Source organism: Pelagibius marinus, from assembly GCF_014925385.1.
Lineage (GTDB): Bacteria > Pseudomonadota > Alphaproteobacteria > Kiloniellales > Kiloniellaceae > Pelagibius > Pelagibius marinus.
The window spans coordinates 1-15981 of sequence record NZ_JACSDK010000018.1 but is presented as its reverse complement, the minus strand read 5'-3'; the positions used below and the strand labels follow the sequence as shown (position 1 = coordinate 15981).

The window sequence follows — 15981 nt, the reverse complement described above, 5'->3', positions numbered from 1 at the left end:
CATGCTGATGTTCGTGATCTTCGCGGCCCTTGTGCTGATGATCTGCCTCAACGTGCCGATCGCAGTTGCCCTCGCCGTCTCCGCAGTCATCGGCCTCGTCGCCACCGAAGGCACCGGCAGCCTGGTCACCGTCGCGCTCGACATGTACGACGGCTCAACCAAATTCTCGCTGATCGCCATCCCCATGTTCGTGCTGGCCGGGGCCATCATGAACGCCGGCGGCATTACCGACAGGCTGATCAACTTCGTCTCCGCCCTCATCGGTTTCGTGCGCGGCGGCCTCGCCATGATCAACATCGGCGTGTCGCTGTTCTTCGCCGAGATCTCCGGCTCGGCGGTCGCCGACGTGGCGGCGCTGGGCTCGATCCTCATCCCGCAGATGAAGAAGCGCGGCTACGGCGGACCGCTCTCCGCCGCCGTCACCTCCTCCTCGGCTTCGCTGGCAATCATCATTCCGCCCTCGATCCCGATGATCCTCTACGCGGTCTCCGCCGGCACCTCGGTGGAACAGCTCTTCGTCGCCGGCGTGGTGCCCGGGCTGATCGGGGCCGCCGGCCTGATGGGCGTCGCCTATGCCTTCGCCCGGCGCTATGACCTGCCGGTCGAGGAAGCCTTCGACATGGCGCGCCTGCGCCGCACCTTCGTCGAGGCCCTGCCCGCCTTCACGCTGCCGGTCATCATCCTGGGCGGCATCTTCGGCGGCTTCGTTACCGCGACCGAGGCGGCGGGCCTGGCGGTTATCGCCGCGCTGCTGGTCGGGCTGTGGTACCGGCAGCTCGACATCCGCCACCTGAAGCGCGCCATGCTGGACGGCGGCATGCAGACGGCGGTGGTCATGCTGCTGGTCGCATCCTCCGTCCTGATGGGCGGCTTCCTGACCCGCGCCCAAGTGCCGCAGGACCTGGCCGCGGCGATCCTCGACTTCACCGACAACAAGTACGTCATCCTGCTGATCCTCAACGTCTTCTTCCTGATCATCGGGTTCTTCCTGCACTCCGCCGCGGCGATCATCCTGGTGGTGCCCATCGTCATCCCGCTGATCGCGGCGGCAGGCATCGACCCGGTGCACTTCGGCCTGGTGGTGACCCTCAACCTCGCCATCGGCCAGCAGACGCCGCCGGTGGCCAGCGTGCTGATCACCGCCTGCGCCGTCGCCAAGGCCAACATCTGGGAGGTCTCGAAGGTCAACATCTGGTTCATCGCCGTGCTATTGGTGGTGCTGATGATCTGCACCTACGTGCCGGCCATCCCCATGTTCCTGGTCGAGTACTTCTACAGGTAGGATGATTTCATGAGCGACGAACTGCTCTACGAGGTGCGCGACGGCGTCGGCTTCGTCACCTTCAACCGGCCGCAGGCGCGCAACGCCCTGACCTTCGCCATGTACGAGGGCCTGGCGGAGATCTGCGCGAGCGCCGCCGACAAGGGCGAGGCCAAGGCCCTGGTGTTCCAGGGCGCCGGCGACAAGGCCTTCGCCGCCGGTACCGACATCGCCCAGTTCCGCGATTTCAAGACCCCGGAAGACGCCATCCAGTACGAGCAGAAGATCGACAGGGTGCTGACGGCGGTGGAGCGCTGCCCGCTGCCCACGGTGGCGGCGCTCGCCGGAGCCTGCACCGGCGGCGGCGCGGGCATCGCCGCGGCCTGCGACATCCGCATCGCCGCGCGCGACTTGAAGTTCGGCTTTCCCATCGCCCGCACCCTGGGCAACTGCCTCTCGGCCATGAACCTCGCCCGCCTCTCCGCGCTGATGGGCGCCGGGCGCGCCAGGGAGGTCATCTTCACCAGCCGCCTGGTCGGCGCCGAGGAAGCCTTTGCGGCGGGCCTCGTGACCGAGCTGCTGGACGACAAGGCGGCGGTCGAGGCGCGCGCGGCGGAACTGGCCGCGCAGCTCGCCGGGCAGGCGCCGCTGACCCTGAAGGCGACCAAGGAAGCCCTGCGCCGCCTCACCGCGGCCGCCGCCGAGGTGGAGGACGAGGACCTCATCGTCCTGTGCTACACCAGCGCGGACTTCCGCGAAGGCCTGGAAGCCTTCCTCGCCAAGCGCAAACCCGAATGGAAGGGCCGCTGAGGTGCCCGGGGAGAAAACCGGCCCTCTGCAAGGCTGCCGCGTCGTCGAGCTGGCCCACATCATGGCCGGGCCGGTCTGCGGCCTGATGCTGGCCGACATGGGCGCCGAGGTCATCAAGGTGGAGAAGCTGGTCGGCGACGACACCCGGCGCATGCTGCCGCCCGACATCAAGGGCGAGCCCGCCGCCTTCATGATGATGAACCGCAACAAGCGCGGCATCGCCCTGGACCTGAAGCAGCCCGAGGCGAAGGAGGCGCTGCTGCGCCTGCTCGACCGCGCCGACGTGGTGATCGAAAACTACCGCAAGGGCACCATGGAAAAGCTTGGCCTCGGCTACGAAACGCTGAAAGCCCGCAACCCCGGCCTCATCTACTGCGAGATCTCCGGCTTCGGGCGGACCGGCCCCTACGCCGAGCGCGGCGGCTTCGACCTCATCGCCCAGGGCATGTCGGGGCTCATGTCGATCACCGGTGAGGGCCCGGGCCGCCCGCCGGTGAAGGTCGGCGCGCCGGTCACCGACATCACCGCCGGCATCCTGGCCGCCATGGGGGTCTCCGCCGCCTATGCGCGCAAGCTGCAGACCGGCGAGGGCCAGAAGGTCGACACCTCCCTCTTCGAGGCCGGCATCGTCCATACCTACTGGCAGTCGGCCATCGCCTTCGCCACCGGCGTCTCGCCGGGGGCCATGGGCTCGGCCCATCCCCTCAACGCGCCCTACCAGGCCTTCCGGACCGCCGACGGCTGGATCAACATCGGCGCCGCCAACCAGAAGAACTGGGAGCGCCTGCTGGAGATCCTCGACCACCGCGAGCTGCGTGACGACCCGCGCTTCCTCTCCAACGACAAGCGCATGGCCAACCGCCAGGCCCTGGAGGCCGAGCTCAACAAGGTCTTCGAAACGCGCAGCACCGACGACTGGCTGCAGGTGCTGGAGCAAGGCGGCTTCCCCGCCGGACCGGTGCTCTCCGTCGGCGAGATGCAGCAGGACCCCCAGGCGCTGGCCCGCGAGATGATTGTCGAGACCCAGCATCCGGTCGCCGGCGCGGTGAAGAGCATCGGCCTGCCGGTGAAGTTCTCGGAGACGCCGGGCGGCGTCGAACGCCCGGCCCCGCTGCTCGGCCAGCACAGCCGCGAGATCCTCGCCGAGCTCGGCTATTCCAAGGCCGACATCGACCGCCTGGTCCAGGAAGGCGCGGCCATCGACACGCCGGCGCCCTCGCCCCTCTAGCCCCAACGCAGAAAGCAAGCCATGCCCGAGCCGATCAGCCTCGCCCAGGCCAACGCCATCATCGAGATCACCTTGCGGAAGGCGGCCGAGATGAAGCTGAAGCCGCTGACCGTCGCGGTGCTGGACGCCGGCGGCCACCTGAAGGCGCTGGCCCGCCAGGACGGCACCTCGACGCTGCGCCCGGAGATGGCCCAGGGCAAGGCGCGCGGCGCCGTCGCCATGGGCCTCGGCTCCCGTGCTCTCTTCAAGCGGGCGCAGGAACAGCCCTTCTTCATCCAGTCCGTCAACGCGCTTTGCGACGGCTCCCTGGTGCCGGTGCCCGGCGGCGTGCTGGTGCGCGACCCGGCTGGCGTCATCGTCGGCGCCGTGGGCGTCACCGGCGACACCTCCGACAACGACGAGGCCTGCGCCGTCGCCGGCATCGAAGCGGCGGGATTTACGGCCGATCCCGGCTGAGCCCGGCGCGGAGCTACGGCGCCGGCCGCTTCCCTGTTTCCTCCCCCGACCTACGACCAAAGCCGCTGATGCCGGCAATAAGCCTTTGGACCTATATTCAGCTTGCCGGGCTGATTGCTACCCTGGCTGCAAATAGAACAAGTCTAAGGTGGCCCAACAACACCTTGGAAAGGCGGGAGGAAAGAATGCGAATAATGTGCAAAGCCATCGCGCTGGCCGTCGCCCTGGTGACGCTCGTCAGCCTGCCCGCGCTGGCCGGGGAGACGGTGCGTGTCGGTGTCCTGAAGTTCGGCACGGTGAACTGGGAATTGACCACCATCAAGCGTCACGGCCTGGACAGCAAGAACGGTATCGAGCTGGAGGTGCTGCCCCTGGCCAGCGGCCAGGCCGCCAAGGTGGCGCTGCAGGCCGGCGAGGTCGACATCATCGTCTCCGACTGGCTCTGGGTGTCGCGTCAGCGCGCCGAAGGCAAGCCTTACACCTTCGTGCCCTTCTCCTCCTCCGTTGGCGCGCTCATGGTCCCGGCGGACTCCGACATCCACTCCCTCGCCGACCTGAAAGGCAAGAAAATCGCCGTCGCCGGCGGACCGCTGGACAAGAGCTGGCTGCTGCTGCGCGGCCTGACGCAGCGCCGCCACGGCTTCGACCCGGCAGAGGAGAGCGAGCCCGTCTTCGGCGCACCGCCGCTGCTGGCGAAGAAGGCCGAGCAGGGCGAGGTCGACGCGGTGCTGAACTACTGGCACTACAGCGCACGCCTGGAGGCCAAGGGCTTCCGCCGCGTCATCGGCGCCAACGAAGCCGCCATGGCGCTGGGCGCCAAGGGGCCGATCTCGGCCATCGGCTATGTCTTTGACGAAGGCTGGGCGGCGCAGAAAACCGCCGCCGTACGCGGCTTCGTGCAGGCCTCGCGCGACGCCAAGGAGCTGCTGCGCAGCTCCGATGCCGAGTGGGAGACCCTGCGCGAGATGACCAAGGCCAAGGACGACGCCACCCTGATCGCACTGCGCGACCGCTTTCGCGAGGGCATCCCCTCGCGCCCCTTGAGCGAGGAGATGGCCGACACCGCGGAGGTCTACAGCTTCCTCGCCGAGTTGGGCGGCGATAAGCTGGTGGGTGAGTCCAAGACCATGGCGCCGGGCACCTTCTGGCCGGTGCTGGTGAACGGGTCCTAAGCGCCCGGCGGAACGGGCGCCCATGGACAGGCAGAGCGATATCGGCAGGCCACGCGATTCCCGCGCGCCCCTGCGGCTGCTCTCCATTCTCGCCTTCCTCGCCCTCTGGGCGGGCGCGGCGGCGCTGGCCGCCTCGCCCGAGGTGCCGGGGCCGGTGCAAGTCTTCGGCTTCCTCGTCAAGGAGGCCGCCAGCGGCGAGCTGTTCTACCACCTGACCGTCACCCTGGCGCGGGTCGCGGCCGCCTTCCTCATCGCCATGTTCATCGGCACCGCCATCGGCGTGGTGATGGGCCAGAGCCGCAACGCCGACCGCCTGCTCGACCCCTGGGTCATCCTGCTGCTGAACCTCCCGGCGCTGGTGGTCATCGTGCTCTGCTACATCTGGATCGGCCTGACCGAGGCCGCCGCCGTCACCGCGGTGGCGATCAACAAGATCCCCAACGTTGTGGTGACCCTGCGCGAAGGCGCCCGCGCTCTGGATCCCAAGCTGACGGAAATGGCCCGGGTCTTCCGCTTCTCGCGCGGGCGCATGCTGCGCCATGTGGTGCTGCCGCAGCTGCTGCCCTTCATTGCCGCGGCCGGACGCTCCGGGCTGGCGCTGATCTGGAAGATCGTGCTGGTGGTGGAACTGCTGGGCCGCTCCAACGGCGTCGGCTTCCAGATCCACCTCTACTTCCAGCTCTTCGACGTGGCGGCGATCCTCGGCTATGCCCTGGCCTTCGTCTGCGTCATGCTGCTCATCGAATTCCTCGCGGTTCAACCTCTTGAAACACATCTCAATCGCTGGCGGCCCCGGGCAGCGTCCCGGGCGGCTTAAGGTCAGGATCGACAGTAAGACCTTCCGCTCCGCCGAGGGCACGGCGGCGGAGGTGCTGCGCGACTTCAGCTTTGAGCTGCGGCCGGAGACTTTTACCTGCCTGATCGGCCCCTCGGGCTGCGGCAAGACGACGACGCTGCGCCTCATCCTCGGTCTGGACCAGGATTTCGCCGGCGAGATCGAGCTGCCCTCCCCGCCGCCGCGCCTGGCCGCGGTGTTCCAGGAGCCGCGCCTGCTGCCCTGGCGCACGGTGGAGCAGAACGTGCGCCTCGCCCTGCCGCCGGCGGCCGGGCGCACCGTGGATCTCGACGGACTCTTCGCCACCCTGGGTCTGCAGGACCTGCGCGGGCGCTATCCCGAGGAGCTTTCCCTCGGCCTGGCGCGGCGCGTGGCCCTGGCCCGCGCCTTTGCCGTGATGCCGGATATCCTGCTGCTGGACGAGCCCTTCGTCTCCCTGGACGAGCACACCGCGGATCGTCTGCGTGCCCTGTTGCTGGAACTGTGGCGGACGCAGGCCACCACCGTCCTGATGGTCACCCACAACGTGCGCGAGGCCGCGCGCCTGGCCGACCGGCTGTTGCTGATGAACGGTCATCCCGCCCGCATCGTCGGCGACGTCCCCGTGCCACTGGCCCGCGCCGCGCGGCAGGGCGAAGAGCTGCGCCGCTTCCTGGACGAGCTGACCCGCGCGCACCCGGAAACGGTCCTCGCCTGAGGACTATTTACCCCTCATTCAGCGGGTCTGACTCCCCCCTGCGGGCATTTTGCGGCGCAGTAACAAGGAGGTGCAGGCAAAGCCCGCTAAACCGCTTAATACTATGGTTCTATCGACAAGAAGCGGGCGTCTTCGCAGACTTTCCACGCTAACCAGCGCCTTGCTTTTACTGCTCGGTTTTCGCCTCGAAACCGCGCACGGCTTTCTTGAGCAACTGCGTGCCAACAACACACATCAGGGGACGGGAAATGCAAAGGTTTAAACTCTTGGCGGCCTTGTCTGCGGTCGCGCTGACCGCTTCATCGGCTGCGCTCGCCAACGAAGGGCTCCTAAAAATGCAGGAGAACGCCAGCGACTGGGTGATGCCGCTCGGCGACTATTCCAGCACGCGCTACAGCGAGCTCGACCAGATCAACAAAGGCAACGTGGGCGACCTGCAGGTCGCCTGGACTTTCTCTACCGGCGTTCTGCGCGGCCACGAAGGTGGTCCCCTGGTCGTCGGCGACGTCATGTACGTCCACACGCCGTTCCCCAACAAGGTCTTCGCCTTGGACCTGAACGACAAGGGCCGCATCATCTGGAAGTATGAGCCGCGCCAGGATCCGAACGTTATCCCGGTGATGTGCTGCGACACCGTCAACCGCGGCGTCGCCTACGGCAACGGCACGATCTTCCTGCACCAGGCCGACACCACCCTGGTCGCGCTCGACGCGGCGACCGGCGCGGTGAAGTGGTCGGTGAAGAACGGCGACCCCGGCAAGGGCGAGACCGGCACCTCCGCGCCGCTGGTGGCGGGCGACAAGGTGCTGATCGGCATCTCCGGCGGCGAGTTCGGCATCCAGGGCCACGTCACCGCCTACAACATGAGCGACGGCTCCGTTGCGTGGCGCGGCTATTCCGTGGGCCCGGACGAGAACATCCTCGTCGACCCGCAGAAGACCACCCACCTGGGCAAGCCGGTCGGCAAGGACTCCGGCATGAACACCTGGGAAGGTGATCAGTGGAAGCTGGGTGGCGGCGCCACCTGGGGCTGGATGTCCTATGATCCTGAGCTGAACCTGGTCTACTACGGTTCCGGCAACCCCGGCACCTGGAACCCGGTGCAGCGCCCCGGCGACAACCGCTGGTCCATGACCATCTTCGCCCGTGATCTCGACACCGGCATGGCCAAGTGGGTCTATCAGATGACCCCGCATGACGAGTGGGACTATGACGGCGTCAACGAGATGATCCTGGCCGATCTGAACATCGGCGGCACGGAACGCAAGACCCTGGTCCACTTCGACCGCAACGGCTTCGGCTACACCCTCGACCGTGTGACCGGCGAGCTGCTGGTTGCCGAGAAGTACGATCCGGCCGTGAACTGGGCGACCCACGTCGACATGGCGACCGGCCGTCCGCAGGTGGTGTCTGAGTACTCGACGCACCAGAACGGCGCCGACGTGAACTCCGAGGGCATCTGCCCGGCGGCGCTCGGCTCCAAGGACCAGCAGCCGGCGGCCTTCTCGCCGAAGTCCGGCCTGTTCTACGTCCCGACCAACCACGTCTGCATGGACTACGAGCCCTTCCAGGTCTCCTACACCGCGGGCCAGCCCTATGTCGGCGCGACCCTGTCCATGTATCCGGCCCCCGGCGGCGACCACCTGGGCAACTTCATTGCCTGGGACGCCACCAAGGGTGAGATCGTGTGGTCGAACCCGGAGCCCTTCTCCGTGTGGTCCGGCGCTCTGGCGACGGCTGGTGACGTGGTCTTCTACGGCACTCTCGAGGGCTATCTGAAGGCGGTCGACCCGGCGAACGGCAAGGAGCTGTTCAGCTTCAAGACCCCCTCGGGCATCATCGGCAACGTCAACACCTTCTCGCACGGCGGCAAGCAGTACGTGGCCGTGCTGTCGGGCATTGGTGGCTGGGCCGGTATCGGTCTCGCCGCGGGCCTGACCGAGGATACCGCCGGTCTCGGCGCGGTGGGGGCCTACAAGTCCCTGTCGAGCTACACCAACCTCGGTGGACAGTTGACGGTGTTCGCTCTCCCGAACTGAAGGCCTCCCTGTGAAAAGTCCTGAAGCTTAGAACACCTCTTGCGGGCCGATGATCTCCATCGGCCCGCATCCTTCTGGGGGACAGGGTCACAAAGAAGCCCGCCCCGCCCCGGCGCAAGTCGCGCCGGTCAACCACCTACCCTGGGAGACGAAACTTAATGCGTTTATGGAAGACGACGCTGTCGCTGGCGAGCGGCGCCATGATGGCCATCGCCATTCTGTCTAACGGCCCCGCCGCCGCGCAGAGCGGCGAGGTCGATTGGGAAAAGCAGCCCTACATCATCAAAGACGGCAAGGTCGACTACGGCACCTACAACGGTTTCCGCCGCTATCATTCCTTCTGCCACGTCTGCCATGGCCCCGACGCCATGGGCAGCAGCTACGCGCCGGCCTTGAAGGATTCGCTGAACGCCATGACCTACGACGAGTTCCTGGAGGTGGTGGTCAACGGCCGCGAGAACCTTTCCGCCGGCAAGGAGTCGGTGATGCCGGCCTTCGCCGAGGCCGAGGACGTGATGCTCTACATCGATCACATCTATGCCTACCTGAAGGCCCGCGCCAACGACGAGGTCGGGCGCGGCCGTCCCAAGCGCCTGCCCGCCGACGACGATCCGGTCTTCCAGGAGTGGAAAGCCAGCCAATGACCGCTGCGCTGCGCTCGCGGTTTACTCGTTTCTGCGGCCTCTGCCTCGCCCTCGCGGTGACGGCGGGGGCCGCCGAACGGGCCGCCGCGGCGACCGGCGAGGTTGTCGACCTCAGCAAGCTGCGGGTCTGCGCCGACCCCGGCAACCTGCCCTACTCAAACGACCAGGGCGAGGGCTTCGAGAACAAGATCGCGGAAATGATCGCCCGCGAACTCGACGTCCCCCTGGAATACACCTGGTTCCCACAGACCATCGGCTTCGTGCGCATGACCCTGGCGGCCAAGCGCTGCGACCTCATCATCGGGGTCGCCACCACCAACGAGCTGATGCAGAACACCAACCCCTACTACCGCTCCAGCTACGTCATCGTGCACCGCGCCGACATGGAACTGAAGGACGGCGGGCACCTGGACGACCCGGCCTTCGCAACCGCGCGCCTCGGCATCCAGCCGCGCACGCCGGTGGCGACGCTGGTCGCGCGCTACGGCCTCTTGACCCGGGCCAAGCCCTATCGCCTGATCGTCGACACCCGGCTGGAGAAACCGGCACGGGCCATGGTCGAGGACGTGGCCAAGGGAGAGATCGACGCCGCCCTCGCCTGGGGGCCGCTGGCCGGCTACTGGGTGAAGGAACTGGCGCCGGACCTGAAGATCACGCCGTTAGCGCCCGATGCCAGCCACGAGCGCCTCGACTTCCGCGTGTCCATGGGCATCCGCTACAACGAGCCGGACTGGAAGCATCTGCTGAACAGGATCCTGGAAAAGCACAAGGCGGAGATCGAGGCCATCCTCACCAGCTACGGCGTGCCGCTGCTCGACGAGCAGGGCCACTTGCTGCAGAAAGCCGGCCTCGACCCTGCCCAGAGCTTCGCGCCGGAGCCGGAAGGCTACCGCATGAGCGACTACCGCGCGCCGGTGCCGGCGGCCCTGAAAGGCGCGCGCACCGTCGACGTCGCCGGCCTGCAGGCGCTGCTGGCCAAGGAGGACGCGCTGCTGGTCGACGTCATGCCGACCCAGCGCAAGCCGGAGAAGCGGCCCGCCGATGCGATCTGGCGCGATCCGGAACGCGACACCATCAAGGGGGCGGTCTGGCTCGCCAACATGGGTTTCGGCCGGCTCGACGAATCCGAGGAAGCGGCCTTCAAAGCGGAGTTGGAACGCCTGGCGGGCGACAGGAATCGGCCCATCGTCCTTTTTTGCGAGCCGGACTGCTGGATGTCATGGAACGCGGCAAAACGGGCACTTAGCTACGGATTTAGGAATATCGTCTGGTTTCCCGGCGGGGCGACCGCGTGGCGAAACGCTGGATTGGAGGGAAATTTGGTGACACCATGGCGCCCATAGAAGCGCCTCGAGCGACGATTTAGTGGGAGGAGTGCGGCAGTGACGCTACTCCTTGTGGCCTTTTAATAAATTTTTAGGCCTTCTGATTAGGATATTGCGTCATGGATTCGACCCACGGCGCAAAATCCGTTTCCACCAAGGAGCGGCAAGCGCCCCAGAGTAAGGTGGAGATTGCATGTACGAAGTTCTGATCGTCGCCTGTCTGATCACCAGCCCCGCCGACTGCAAGACGTTCGAAGTACCGCTGTATCACTACGAGACGCTGCACCAATGTTCCGTCATGGCTCAGCTAAACGCGGTCGAATGGGCCTCGCACGAGCCGGATTGGAGAATCCGGCGCTTTATCTGTGCGCCGATGGGCTCGGCCATTTAGGCACTGAGCAGAACCCCGGGGCGCGACAGCGTCCGGGGTTGAAACGGCGCACGATCCTGCGCGCCACAGCGGCCCTGGCCCTGGGAACCCTGACCGGCCTGCTGCTGCCGGCCGTGCCTGGCGGCGCCGCCGCCCCGGCGGCGCTTCCCTTCACCGAAGTGGCCGAGGGCATCTTCGTCCGCTTCGGGGTACACGAAGAGGTCACCGCCACCAACTGCGGCGCCATCGCCAACATCGGCTTCATCGTCGGCGAGGACAGCGTCGCCGTCATCGACAGCGGCACCACCCGCGCCCAGGGCCTGGCCCTGCGCGAGGCCGTGGCCGCCGTAACCGACAAGCCGATCAGCCACCTCTTCACGACCCACGTACATTTCGACCACAGCTTCGGCCTCAGCGCCTTCGCCGATCTGGAACTGCGCTCCATCGGCCACCGCAACCTGCCGCGGGCCCTGGCCGAACGAGGCCCCTTCTACAGCGAGATGCTGGCCGGCATCTGCCCCGACTTCGCCGGCACCGTGGTGGTGCCGCCGGGCGAGACGGTGGACGACAAGTTGGAGGTCGACCTCGGCAACCGCCCGCTGCGCATCACCGCCTGGCCGACGGCACACACCAACACCGACCTGACAGTCTTCGACGTGAAGACCGGCACGCTGTGGAGCGGCGACCTGATCTTCGCCGAACGCCTGCCGACCCTGGACGGCAGCATCCTCGGCTGGCTCAAGGTGCTGGACGAACTGCTGCCGGAGGAAGTCGTGCGGGTCATCCCGGGCCACGGCCCGGTCAGCGACGGCCGCGCCGCCCTGGCCAGCGAGCGCCGCTACCTGGAGACCCTGCGCGACGAAGTGCGTATGGCCATCCGCGAGGGCCTCGACATTCCGGAAACCCTGGCGCGGATCGGCAGCGGCAATCCGCAGCACTGGCAGGTCTTCGAGCACAACCACGGGCGCAACATCGTCAGCGCCTATACCGAACTGGAGTGGGAATGATGAATTTCGCGCCGACAGCCTCACGCCTCCCGGAGCCGCGCCGCCTGGCCGCGGCGCTCTGCGCTCTTCTGCTCGGCGCCCTGCTCACGGTCTCTGCCGGCAGCGCCCGGGCCGGAAACTCCGCCTGGGACGACATCCGCAGCGAGCTGTACGGCGCCGAACAGACCTTCCAGCCGGCCGCCGGCGTGATCGAGCTGGAGGCGCCCTACCGCGCGCTCGACGCCTCGACCGTGCCGATCACCGTCACCGCCAAGATCCCGCAGAGCGAAGAGCGCTACATCCGCAGCCTGACCCTGGTCGTCGACGAGAACCCCGCGCCCATCGTCGGCACCTTCCACTTCTCGCCGGCCAACGGCATCGCCAGCATCTCCACGCGGGTGCGGGTCAATGCCTACACCAACATCCGCGCCATCGCCGAAACCAACGACGGCACGCTCTACATGGCCGCCGAGTATGTGAAGGCCTCCGGCGGCTGCTCAGCGCCCGCCTCCAGCGACCAGGAAGCGGCCATGGCGCGCATGGGCAAGATGAAGCTGCGCCAGCTCGGCGCCTGGCGCCTGAACGAGACCGCCGAGGCGCAATTCCAGGTGAGTCACCCCAACTACTCCGGTTTCCAGCAGGACCAGGTCTCGCAGCTCTGGATCCCGGCGCACTACGTGCGCGCCATCACACTGACCCTGGGCGAGCGGGAGATCCTGCGCTTCGACGGCGACATCTCGATCAGTGAGAACCCGACCTTCCGCTTCTTCGTGAAACCCCAGGGCTCGGAGGTGCTCCACGCCAAGGTGGTCGATTCCGAGGACAAGGTCTTCGAGCAGTCCTGGCCGATCCAGGTCGAGCCGTCCTCTTGAGTCCCCGGCGCCTCCTCCCGGCCATCGCCGCGCTGCTGCTGTGGCCGGCGGCCTCCGGCCTTGCAGAAGCCGCGCCGACAAAGGTGGCGGTCTTCGACCTGGAGCTCTACGACACCAGCCTGGAAGGCGAGATGCGCGGGCGCGATCCGGCGGAGGCGGCGCGTCTGGAACAGCTCAGCGCCCTGCTGCGCGAGGCGGTGGCCGAGCGCGACGACATGCTGACAGTCGACACCGCGCCGCTGCGCCAGCGCCTGGCCGCCATGCCGGCGCTCTACAGCTGCAACGGCTGCGAGACCAAACTGGCCGCAGAGCTGGGGGCGGAACGCTCGATCAGCGGCTTCGTCTACAAGATCTCCACCCTGATCCTCTACATCACCGTGGCGGTGCGCGATACCGAGAGCGGCAGGCTGCTCGAGGAAAAGAGCGTCAGCATTCGCGGCAACACCGACGAATCTTGGCGTCATGGATTGCAATACCTTCTGAAAACTCAGATACTTACATCCGCCAAAAAGTGATGGGGATGCGACCGCGGCCGGGCCTCTGATGCCTTCGAGAACCGCGGCGCCACAAGGGAGTGGGCTGATGGACGCGGCGCCGACGCAAGACGCCTCAAACCGAGATGCCGCCGACCAGCCGGCGGTCCCCGTGCTGCGGGTGACCGGACTGTCCTATGCCTACGGCAAGACCAAGGCCCTGGACGACGTCTCTTTGGAGCTGAGTTCCGGCCGCGTCACCGCCCTGCTGGGACCCAACGGCGCCGGCAAGACCACCCTCTTCTCGCTGATCACCGGCCTCTTCGACAGCCGCCAGGGCGCCATCGAGATCGCCAGCCACGCCATTCGCCGCGCCCGCAGCAAGGCGCTGGCCCAGCTCGGCATCGTGTTCCAGGCGCAGACGCTGGACCTCGACCTCTCCGTCGAGCAGAACCTGCGCTACTTCGCCGCCCTGCGCGGCCTGCCCGGCGGCACGGCGCAGCAGCGCATCGCGGCGCTGCTGGAGGAGATCGGCCTCACCGAGAAAGCCAAGGCCAAGGTGCGCACTTTGAGCGGTGGGCAGCGCCGCCGGGTGGAGGTCGCCCGCGCGCTGCTCGACCGCCCCGCCCTGCTGCTGCTGGACGAACCGAGCACCGGCCTCGACATCTCGACACGCCGCTGGCTGGTCGAGCACATTCACCGCATCGCGCGCGAGGACGGGATCGCCATCCTCATGGCCACGCACCTGGTCGACGAGGTGATGCCGGAGGACGACCTGCTGGTGCTGAACAAGGGCCGCATCGTCGCCCGCGGCCCGGTCGAGCAAGTGATCCGCCACAGCGGCGGCGCGGACCTGGACGAAGCCTTCACGCGGCTGACTGCGAAAGGAGAGGCGCCGTCATGAACGCCGCCCACGCCGGCCGCGCTTTCCGGGCCATCCTGTGGCGCGAGCTGCTGCGCTTCGTGCAGCAGCGCGAGCGCTTCTTCGCCGCCCTGGTGCGCCCCCTGGTCTGGCTGCTGGTCTTCGCCGCCGGCTTCCGCGCCACCCTGGGGCTCTCCATCATCCCGCCCTACGAGACCTACATCACCTACGACGTCTACGTGGTGCCCGGGCTGATCGGGCTGATCCAGCTCTTCAACGGCATGCAGAACTCGCTCTCCATGGTCTACGACCGCGAGATGGGTTCCATGCGGGTGCTGCTGTCGACGCCGCTGCCGCGCGGCTATCTGCTCGTGGCGCGCATGCTCTCGGGCACCGCGGTGTCGATCATCCAGGTCTACGCCTTCCTGGCCATCGCCGCGCTGTGCGGCACCGAGCTGCCGCCCAGCGGCCTGCTGCCGCTGCTGCCGGTGCTGGTGCTGACGGGCCTCACCCTCTCGGCGCTGGGCATGTTCCTCTCCTCGCGCATCCGCCAGCTGGAGAACTTCGCCGGGGTCATGAACTTCCTGATCTTCCCGATGTTCTTCATGTCATCGGCGCTCTACCCGCTGTGGCGGGTGCGCGAAAGCAGCCTGCTGCTCTACGAGCTCTGCCGCTTCAATCCCTTCACCTACATCGTGGAGCTGGTGCGCTCGACCCTCTACCTGCAATTCAACGCCACGGCCCTGGCGGTGGTGGTCGGCACCCTGCTGGTCTTCGGCGCGGCGGCGCTCATCGGCTACACCCCGGCGCGCGGCGGACCGGCGGCGGGCCGCGGCGGGGGGTAGCCCCTACAGCGCCTTGAGGATACGGGCGTGATGGCGCAGGTGGTCGTCGATGAAGGTGGCGATGAAGAAGTAGGAATGGTCGTAGCCGTGCTGCATGCGCACCTTGGCCGACTGCCCGGTTTCCTTCAGCACCGCAACCAGACGCCAGGTCTGCAGCTGCTCCTCCAGAAAGGGGTCGGCATCGCCCTGGTCCACCAGGATCTGCGAGGAAAAGCTGCGCTCGCGCAGCAGGTGGCAGGCGTCGTGCTCCTGCCAGCTGGCCTCGTCGGGACCCAGGTAGGCGCTGAAGGCCTTGCGGCCCCAAGGCACTTGGCTGGGCGCGACGATGGGCGCGAAGGCGGAGACCGACTTGAAGAGCTCCGGGTGCCGCAGCGCCAGGGTCAAAGCGCCGTGTCCGCCCATGGAGTGGCCGAAGATGCCGACCGCCTCCGTCTTCACCGGAAAGTTCTCGGCGATCAGGGCCGGCAGTTCCTCGCTGACGTAGCTGTACATCTTGAAGTGCTTCGACCAGGGCTCCATCACCGAGTCGACGTAGAAGCCCGCGCCCTGGCCCAGGTCATAGTCCGGCGCGTTGGCGACGCCGTCGCCGCGCGGTGAGGTGTCCGGCGCCACGATCATGAGGCCGGTTTCCGCGGCCATGCGCTGAGCGCCCGCCTTGACGGTGAAGTTCTCCTCGGTGCAGGTCAGGCCGGAGAGGTAATAGACCACCGGCACCGGGCCGGACTTGGCGGCCGGCGGCAGATAGACGCTGAGACGCATCCGGGTGCCGGTAACGCTGCTGTCATGGGCCAGCGTCAGCTGCGTTCCGCCGAAACACAACGCGCTCTCGACCTCTTCGAAAGGACTCGACGACGAAATTCCATGCCGCTCACCGGCACTCACGACCTCTGGCATATTTTACATCCGTTGCGGGGGGGGGCAACGCTCCATGAATTCATGGCTATCCGGTTGCCGTCCGGCGAAGGAGCGGTCCACTGCGCCGCCGCTTCGCCGGTTCCGGCCACTAGGGGTTCAATAGACGACGACGGAGCGGATGGACTTGCCCTCGTGCATGAGGTCGAAGCCCTTGTTGATCTCGTCGAGGGGCATGGTGTGGGTGATCAGGT

Annotated in this window: 18 protein-coding genes; 16 read left to right on the top strand and 2 right to left on the bottom strand. The window is 67.2% G+C overall.

Annotation, left to right across the window (positions count from 1 at the left end; translation table 11 throughout):
- The first annotated feature begins 1 nt into the window (after position 1).
- The 7 genes from H7X47_RS22285 (at position 2) to H7X47_RS22255 (ending at position 6459) form a co-directional block, all read left to right on the top strand.
- Positions 2–1282: a TRAP transporter large permease gene (locus H7X47_RS22285; protein ID WP_193370978.1), complete on the top strand. Its 1281-nt coding sequence runs from the start codon at positions 2–4 to the stop codon at positions 1280–1282.
- Between the two features lie 9 nt (positions 1283–1291).
- Positions 1292–2071: an enoyl-CoA hydratase gene (locus tag H7X47_RS22280; protein ID WP_193370977.1), complete on the top strand. Its 780-nt coding sequence runs from the start codon at positions 1292–1294 to the stop codon at positions 2069–2071.
- Position 2072: 1 nt separating this feature from the next.
- A complete protein-coding gene (locus H7X47_RS22275; protein WP_193370976.1) occupies positions 2073–3299 on the top strand; it encodes a CaiB/BaiF CoA transferase family protein in 1227 nt (408 codons plus the stop codon).
- Positions 3300–3320: 21 nt separating this feature from the next.
- Positions 3321–3755 carry a GlcG/HbpS family heme-binding protein gene (locus H7X47_RS22270; protein WP_193370975.1) on the top strand — a complete coding sequence of 145 codons (435 nt, stop codon included), beginning with the start codon at positions 3321–3323 and terminating at the stop codon, positions 3753–3755.
- 194 nt (positions 3756–3949) lie between these two features.
- On the top strand, positions 3950–4927 hold the full coding sequence (locus H7X47_RS22265; RefSeq protein ID WP_227010717.1) for an ABC transporter substrate-binding protein: 978 nt from the start codon (positions 3950–3952) through the stop codon (positions 4925–4927).
- 22 nt (positions 4928–4949) lie between these two features.
- Complete coding sequence (locus tag H7X47_RS22260) at positions 4950–5744, top strand: ABC transporter permease (protein ID WP_193370973.1); 795 nt, start codon at positions 4950–4952, stop codon at positions 5742–5744.
- Positions 5692–6459 (top strand): ABC transporter ATP-binding protein, encoded by a 768-nt coding sequence (locus tag H7X47_RS22255; RefSeq protein WP_227010716.1) that lies wholly within the window; start codon positions 5692–5694, stop codon positions 6457–6459. Before H7X47_RS22260 ends, H7X47_RS22255 begins: the two co-directional genes overlap by 53 nt.
- Positions 6460–6625: 166 nt before the next feature.
- On the opposite strand, the gene H7X47_RS22250 is transcribed toward H7X47_RS22255, so the two are convergent.
- Positions 6626–6778: a hypothetical protein gene (locus tag H7X47_RS22250; RefSeq protein ID WP_193371162.1), complete on the bottom strand. Its 153-nt coding sequence runs from the start codon at positions 6776–6778 to the stop codon at positions 6626–6628.
- Between H7X47_RS22250 and H7X47_RS22245 the strand changes: the two genes are divergently transcribed.
- From H7X47_RS22245 to H7X47_RS22205, 9 genes are all read left to right on the top strand, one after another.
- Positions 6708–8498 carry a methanol/ethanol family PQQ-dependent dehydrogenase gene (locus tag H7X47_RS22245; RefSeq protein WP_193370971.1) on the top strand — a complete coding sequence of 597 codons (1791 nt, stop codon included), beginning with the start codon at positions 6708–6710 and terminating at the stop codon, positions 8496–8498. The genes H7X47_RS22250 and H7X47_RS22245 overlap by 71 nt on opposite strands.
- A 158-nt stretch (positions 8499–8656) precedes the next feature.
- Positions 8657–9142: a c-type cytochrome, methanol metabolism-related gene (locus H7X47_RS22240; RefSeq protein WP_193370970.1), complete on the top strand. Its 486-nt coding sequence runs from the start codon at positions 8657–8659 to the stop codon at positions 9140–9142.
- Positions 9139–10485: a quinoprotein dehydrogenase-associated putative ABC transporter substrate-binding protein gene (locus H7X47_RS22235; protein ID WP_193370969.1), complete on the top strand. Its 1347-nt coding sequence runs from the start codon at positions 9139–9141 to the stop codon at positions 10483–10485. Before H7X47_RS22240 ends, H7X47_RS22235 begins: the two co-directional genes overlap by 4 nt.
- Positions 10486–10660: 175 nt before the next feature.
- On the top strand, positions 10661–10858 hold the full coding sequence (locus tag H7X47_RS22230; RefSeq protein ID WP_193370968.1) for a hypothetical protein: 198 nt from the start codon (positions 10661–10663) through the stop codon (positions 10856–10858).
- Between the two features lie 38 nt (positions 10859–10896).
- The gene (locus tag H7X47_RS22225; protein WP_193370967.1) at positions 10897–11844 is read left to right on the top strand and encodes a quinoprotein relay system zinc metallohydrolase 2; all 948 of its coding nucleotides are present in this window, start codon (positions 10897–10899) and stop codon (positions 11842–11844) included.
- Entirely contained in the window at positions 11841–12695 is an 855-nt protein-coding gene (locus H7X47_RS22220; protein WP_193370966.1) for a quinoprotein dehydrogenase-associated SoxYZ-like carrier, read from the top strand. The genes H7X47_RS22225 and H7X47_RS22220 overlap by 4 nt, the downstream gene beginning before the upstream one ends.
- The gene (locus tag H7X47_RS22215) at positions 12692–13210 is read left to right on the top strand and encodes a DUF3280 domain-containing protein (protein WP_193370965.1); all 519 of its coding nucleotides are present in this window, start codon (positions 12692–12694) and stop codon (positions 13208–13210) included. The genes H7X47_RS22220 and H7X47_RS22215 overlap by 4 nt, the downstream gene beginning before the upstream one ends.
- A gap of 67 nt (positions 13211–13277) precedes the next feature.
- On the top strand, positions 13278–14072 hold the full coding sequence (locus H7X47_RS22210) for an ATP-binding cassette domain-containing protein (RefSeq protein ID WP_193370964.1): 795 nt from the start codon (positions 13278–13280) through the stop codon (positions 14070–14072).
- Positions 14069–14875, top strand: coding sequence for an ABC transporter permease (locus tag H7X47_RS22205; protein WP_193370963.1), 807 nt, complete (start codon positions 14069–14071; stop codon positions 14873–14875). The genes H7X47_RS22210 and H7X47_RS22205 overlap by 4 nt, the downstream gene beginning before the upstream one ends.
- A gap of 3 nt (positions 14876–14878) precedes the next feature.
- Here H7X47_RS22205 and fghA read toward each other — a convergent pair whose 3' ends face one another.
- A complete protein-coding gene (gene fghA / locus H7X47_RS22200; RefSeq protein WP_193370962.1) occupies positions 14879–15769 on the bottom strand; it encodes an S-formylglutathione hydrolase in 891 nt (296 codons plus the stop codon).
- Between the last annotated feature and the right edge of the window lie 212 nt (positions 15770–15981).

Bases quoted from the DNA above. Each gene is read 5' to 3' on its own strand.
- H7X47_RS22285 (WP_193370978.1), top strand. From the start codon at position 2: ATGCTGATGTTCGTGATCTTCGCGGCCCTTGTGCTGATGATCTGCCTC.
- H7X47_RS22220 (WP_193370966.1), top strand. From the start codon at position 11,841: ATGATGAATTTCGCGCCGACAGCCTCACGCCTCCCGGAGCCGCGCCGC.
- H7X47_RS22240 (WP_193370970.1), top strand. From the start codon at position 8,657: ATGCGTTTATGGAAGACGACGCTGTCGCTGGCGAGCGGCGCCATGATG.
- H7X47_RS22235 (WP_193370969.1), top strand. From the start codon at position 9,139: ATGACCGCTGCGCTGCGCTCGCGGTTTACTCGTTTCTGCGGCCTCTGC.
- H7X47_RS22260 (WP_193370973.1), top strand. From the start codon at position 4,950: ATGGACAGGCAGAGCGATATCGGCAGGCCACGCGATTCCCGCGCGCCC.
- H7X47_RS22245 (WP_193370971.1), top strand. From the start codon at position 6,708: ATGCAAAGGTTTAAACTCTTGGCGGCCTTGTCTGCGGTCGCGCTGACC.
- H7X47_RS22270 (WP_193370975.1), top strand. From the start codon at position 3,321: ATGCCCGAGCCGATCAGCCTCGCCCAGGCCAACGCCATCATCGAGATC.
- H7X47_RS22230 (WP_193370968.1), top strand. From the start codon at position 10,661: ATGTACGAAGTTCTGATCGTCGCCTGTCTGATCACCAGCCCCGCCGAC.
- H7X47_RS22210 (WP_193370964.1), top strand. From the start codon at position 13,278: ATGGACGCGGCGCCGACGCAAGACGCCTCAAACCGAGATGCCGCCGAC.
- H7X47_RS22280 (WP_193370977.1), top strand. From the start codon at position 1,292: ATGAGCGACGAACTGCTCTACGAGGTGCGCGACGGCGTCGGCTTCGTC.
- H7X47_RS22205 (WP_193370963.1), top strand. From the start codon at position 14,069: ATGAACGCCGCCCACGCCGGCCGCGCTTTCCGGGCCATCCTGTGGCGC.
- H7X47_RS22265 (WP_227010717.1), top strand. From the start codon at position 3,950: ATGTGCAAAGCCATCGCGCTGGCCGTCGCCCTGGTGACGCTCGTCAGC.
- fghA (WP_193370962.1), bottom strand. From the start codon at position 15,769: ATGCCAGAGGTCGTGAGTGCCGGTGAGCGGCATGGAATTTCGTCGTCG.